The organism is Candidatus Margulisiibacteriota bacterium (assembly GCA_028715625.1).
GTDB lineage: Bacteria > Margulisbacteria > Riflemargulisbacteria > GWF2-35-9 > GWF2-35-9 > JAQURL01.
The window spans coordinates 1-5017 of the sequence record JAQURL010000109.1; the positions used below are offsets into that span (position 1 = coordinate 1).

The 5017-nt window shown below is 42.2% G+C and carries 5 protein-coding genes; all 5 read right to left on the minus strand.

From position 1 onward, the window contains the following. Positions 1 to 952 (minus strand): ribonuclease J (locus tag PHV30_11845; GenBank protein MDD5457706.1); only part of this gene is annotated, 952 nt, incomplete at its 3' end. A 62-nt stretch (positions 953 to 1014) separates the two neighbouring features. Further along, positions 1015 to 1902 (minus strand): 4-hydroxy-tetrahydrodipicolinate synthase, encoded by an 888-nt coding sequence (gene dapA / locus PHV30_11850; GenBank protein ID MDD5457707.1) that lies wholly within the window; start codon positions 1900 to 1902, stop codon positions 1015 to 1017. A 24-nt stretch (positions 1903 to 1926) separates the two neighbouring features. Next, the gene (locus PHV30_11855) at positions 1927 to 2544 is read right to left on the minus strand and encodes a class I SAM-dependent methyltransferase (protein MDD5457708.1); all 618 of its coding nucleotides are present in this window, start codon (positions 2542 to 2544) and stop codon (positions 1927 to 1929) included. A 454-nt stretch (positions 2545 to 2998) separates the two neighbouring features. Further along, positions 2999 to 4015: an aspartate-semialdehyde dehydrogenase gene (locus PHV30_11860; protein MDD5457709.1), complete on the minus strand. Its 1017-nt coding sequence runs from the start codon at positions 4013 to 4015 to the stop codon at positions 2999 to 3001. A 143-nt stretch (positions 4016 to 4158) separates the two neighbouring features. Further along, on the minus strand, positions 4159 to 4893 hold the full coding sequence (dapB, locus tag PHV30_11865) for a 4-hydroxy-tetrahydrodipicolinate reductase (protein ID MDD5457710.1): 735 nt from the start codon (positions 4891 to 4893) through the stop codon (positions 4159 to 4161). Positions 4894 to 5017: the final 124 nt, after the last annotated feature.

Here is a 5017-nt window from a genome sequence, read left to right on the forward strand (position 1 = left end):
CGGTTTTTTCATTTCCCGGAATGGGCAGCGCGGAAACAATAACTGTGTCTCCGGGTTTTATCTGGAACAACCTGTAGTTATCATTGGCTATCCGGGAAAGCGCTGAAAGCGGTTCTCCCTGACTACCTGTTGTAAGGATCAACACTTTGTCTTCGGGATATTTGTCCACATCACCGATAAAAATAACATCATTATCATCAAAATTCAGATAACCCAGTCGTTTGGCTATTTTGGCCGTATTTTCCATGCTCAGGCCGGCAAAACAGATTTTTCGACCGTAACCTTTGCCCACATCTATAGCTTGTTGAATACGGTGGATATTGGAAGAAAAAGTGGCTACCAGCAAGCGGCCGGTAATACCTTTAAACGCCCGCAAAAACGATTCACCAACCTGACGTTCAGACAACGTGTGCCCTTTTTTCTGAGCATTGGTGCTGTCGCTCATCAGTAACAACACACCCTTTTTGCCGATCTCGGCTATCCGGTTCAGGTCCAGCACTTTCTGATCTATAGGCGTGTAGTCTATTTTAAAATCGCCGGAATGGACAATGGTACCTTCCGGGGTTTCTATAACGGTCATTATTCCATCAGGGATGGAATGGCTGACCCTGATAAAGGATAGATGAAAATACTTGAAATCAAGTCTGGTTTCATCATCAATCGGTTTCAACTGGTAATTGACCAGGCCCTTTTCTATCAGTTTATGCTCAACCAGGCCCAGGCTAAGACGTGTTCCATATACGGGAACATTGATCTTTTCCAGAAAAAAACTTATGGCGCCTATATGGTCTTCATGACCATGGGTTACAACAATACCCTTTATTTTATTTTTATTTTGTATAAGGTAAGAAAAATCCGGTATTTCTTTATCTATTCCGAAAACATCAACATCCGGGAACATAATTCCCACATCCAGAACAATGATCTCCTCACCGTATTCAAAGGCCATCATATTTTTACCGATACCGTCCAGCCCGCCGAAAACGATCAGTTTTAAAGTTTTTTTAGAAAAAATTATAGTATCCTCAACTCCTTCAATGTTTGTTTTATCTGTGCTCTTTCCGCATCATTTACAGCAACCAGCGGCAGTCTTGTACCCCCGGCCTGATAACCGATAAGGTTCATGGCTTCTTTTACCGGGGCCGGATTGGATGTTATAAATAATACTTTAAACAGTTTCATTAATTTGTCATTCAGAGCCTCAGCTTCTTTATGCTTTCCCTGAACCCAGAGATCAATCATTTCTTTAATTTCTTTACCTACTATATGCGAAGCCACACTGACAATACCATAACCTCCCATTTTTACCACATCCAGGGTTATGCCATCATCACCGCTATAAATTTTAAGGTCTTTATCTTTGCTCAGATCAATGATTTTTTTAATCTGTTCCAGATTGCCGGAAGCTTCTTTCATGGCTACATAATTAGAAGCTTTTTCTACAATCCTTATCCAGGTTTCCGGCAGCATGTTCACTCCGGTCCTGCCCGGGATATTGTAAATCATCAGCGGTAAATCCACATTTTCCGCTACTTTCACAAAATGCTGGAACATACCTTCCTGTGAAGGTTTATTATAATAAGGTACAACAATCATGGCCCCATGTACGCCAATGGACTCAGCCAACTTGGTATATTTAATGGTAGTTGCTGTGGAATTGCTTCCTGTACCGGCAATAACTTTGACCTCATTGCCTACTTCTTCCAAAACTATGGAATAAAGCAGCAGGTCTTCCTCGTGAGTCAGGGTTGGAGACTCACCGGTAGTTCCTGTAACTACAATGGCCTGTGAACCTTCATTGGCTAGTTTTCGGGCAATACGTCTTACTTCTTTAAAGTTTATTTCTCCATCTTTATCAAACGGAGTTATCATCGCTGTTACCACTCGTCCGAAATCTATCATCTCAAATCGCTTCCTTTCATAAATTTAGGCTATTTCCGGCATAGGTACTTTATTAATATATACCGTAAAATCATGCGGCAAATAATCGTGTCTTAATATTACCCGCTCATACTGTTTTTTACAATAATCAAATATAGCTTTGGGATCATAATAACATAAATCCCAGTAACGCATTCCTGACGGCGCGTAACTGCTTAACAAATTAAACGCCACACCCGTTCTGGCTATATCATACATTTTACCAATCATCTTTTCTATATATTTTCTATTATTTTTTTGTTGAAGGTTAAACGCACCGGAACACAAGACAAAATCATAACTGTCTTTTATATTTTCCAGTTCTGTTTGTAAAAAACGGGCATCCTGATATTTCTTTCTGGCTATGGCCACCATTCCCGGATGAATATCGATCCCCAAATACTTTACTTTCATATTTTTACTTTTGAAAAAGTTATACATGTCGCCCACTCCGCAGCCTATATCAATAACCTGCTGATTTTCCAGAGGCGCTATCTGACTAAGGACATCAAACCTGAGGTACTGGCTTTCCTTGTTGCTCCAACCTACAATACCGGGATCATTGGAATAATATTGTTTAATGGTTTTATCAAAAAACTTTATTATATTTTTACTGGTGTTCACATCTTGTCCGGTAAATGTATAAGGCTCGGAGCTTGATCGCCCCGCAAGCGGGACTGCTCGGGGCTCTGAAAGAGTGGATTCGTTGAGTTGCGTAATCGAGCACTATTTTTATTTTTTAGCATTTAATTATCCTTTATCACGTTTAACTTTTCACTCTTCACTCTTCACTCTTCACTTTTCACGCTTCACGCTTCACCCGTCACCCTTCAACTTTCTACTGTCATACTTCCCTTCGACAAGCTCAGGGTAAACTAGCTCAGTATGACGCCTTTCACTTTTCACTCTTCACGTTTCACGCTTCACCCGTCACCCTTCAACTTTCTCTTGGTCATACTTCCCTTCGACAAGCTCAGGGTAAACTTGCTCAGTATGACGCCTTTCACTCTTCACTTTTCACGTTTCACGCGTCACTCTTTACTCTTCACTCTTCACTCTTCACTTTTCACGTTTCACTTTAAATAAGTTTCTGCTTTATCAGTTCCCAGGCAATCTGCACAGCATTAAGTGCAGCTCCTTTTCTAAGATTGTTGGACACAATAAACATGGCTATCCCATTGGGTACTGTAAAATCGCGCCTTATCCTGCCTACAAATGTGTCGTTTTCCTCCACACAATCAATCGGGGTAGGATACATGCCTTTGGCAGGATCATCCATAAGTTTTATGCCCGGAGATTTAGCCAAAAGTTTTTGAACATCTTTTACTTCAAACTTTTTTTCAACTTCTATATTCAAAGATTCGCTATGTCCTATAAATACAGGCACACGCACACATGTGGCCACGACTTCGATACTTTCATCACCGATAATTTTTTTTGTTTCATTGGTCATTTTCATTTCTTCTTTGGTATAACCATTATCAGTAAACACATCAATCTGCGGGATAAGGTTAAACGCTATCTGTCTGGTAAATTTTTTCGGTTTGCCTGCGCCCCTGCCATTCAGAATATTCGCTGTCTGTTCCAGCAGTTCATCCATAGCTGCTTTACCCGCTCCGGCAGTGGCCTGATAGGTGGATACAACTACCCTTTTAATCCGGTACTTGTCATGTATAGGTTTCAAAGCCAGCACCATTTGCGCAGTCGAACAATTGGGATTGGCGATAATACCTTTATGCTTTTTAATATCCCGGGCATTTACTTCCGGCACCACCAGCGGTATATCTTTTTTCATCCTGAAAAAACTGGTATTGTCTATTACCACCGCTCCGGCTTTGGCGGCCAGAGGAGCGAATTTTTCGCTCACTGCCGAACCCGCGCTGAACAAAGCAATATCTATACCCTTAAAAGAATTTTCTTTTAAGGTCTGTACCTTATATTCTTTATTATGCAATACAACCTTTTTACCTTCGGACTTTTCAGAAGCCAGTGGAATCAGATTTTTTACAGGAAACTTGAGTTCCTCCAGCATCTTGATCATTTCCGTTCCGACCAGACCGGTTGCGCCTACTACCGCTACATTATATTCCTTCATTATTTTAACTCCTTCTTAAACTCACCCCGCCTCACCCCGGCACTTCGTGCCACCCCTCTCCGCCAGCGGAGAGGGGAAAACCTCCATCCCTGACTCCCTTTCTCCGTTTACGGAGAGAGGGTTGGCGCGAGAGGCGGGAAAAGCTATAATCCCATCAGTCCTTCCAGACCGTAAACAAGTTTCTTTATTTTAACCACTTCCCGGATTGCCATCAAGACCCCCGGCATATAAGATTCTCTGGAAACCGCGTCATGGCGCAAAGTCAGGTACTGCCCAACTTCGCCGAAAATTACTTCCTGATGCGCTACCATGCCCGGAAGCCTGACACTATGAATATGAATGCCTTTATATTCCGCGCCTCTGGCACCTTCAAGATTGGCTACCTTGTCATTTAAAACCGTATTAAATTTTTTTCTTTCCTCAGCCATCAGCTGGGCTGTTTTTATGGCTGTACCCGACGGATAATCGGCTTTCTGATTATGATGGTATTCAATAATTTCCGCAGTATCAAAATATTTGGCAGCCTGCTGAGCGAAGTGCATGAGCAGCACCGAACCAATGGCAAAATTGGGAGCAATGATAATCCCTTTACCGACTTTTTTGGCCAGTTTAGCAATTTCCTTTAATTCCGGTTCGGTAAATCCTGTGGTACCGATAACACCATGAGCGCCATTATTTAAAATAGCTTTAACATTTTTCATACGAACTTCAGGAGATGTGAAATCTACCACCACATCAGTTTTGTTCCTGGACAGGTAATCACCCAAATCATTTTTTACATCCAGTTCGCGTTCCAACGTCATATCTTTGGAATTCTTTACAGCTTTGGTAACTTCACGTCCGACTTTGCCAAGCGCGCCATTAACAACAACTTTTATCATTTATTAACCTCCTCATACAGCTTGCGCTGTGATAAGAGCCAAGAGCTCGGGGCTCAGGGCTCTGCGCCTCACCCCCGCCCCCTCTCCACTGGTGGAGAGGGGAGGAAGAAGCCAATTTTCT

What these genes read in the sequence shown, in the direction of transcription:
- PHV30_11860 (MDD5457709.1), bottom strand. Translation starts at nt 4,015, where the DNA reads ATGAAGGAATATAATGTAGCGGTAGTAGGCGCAACCGGTCTGGTCGGA.
- dapA (MDD5457707.1), bottom strand. Translation starts at nt 1,902, where the DNA reads ATGATAGATTTCGGACGAGTGGTAACAGCGATGATAACTCCGTTTGAT.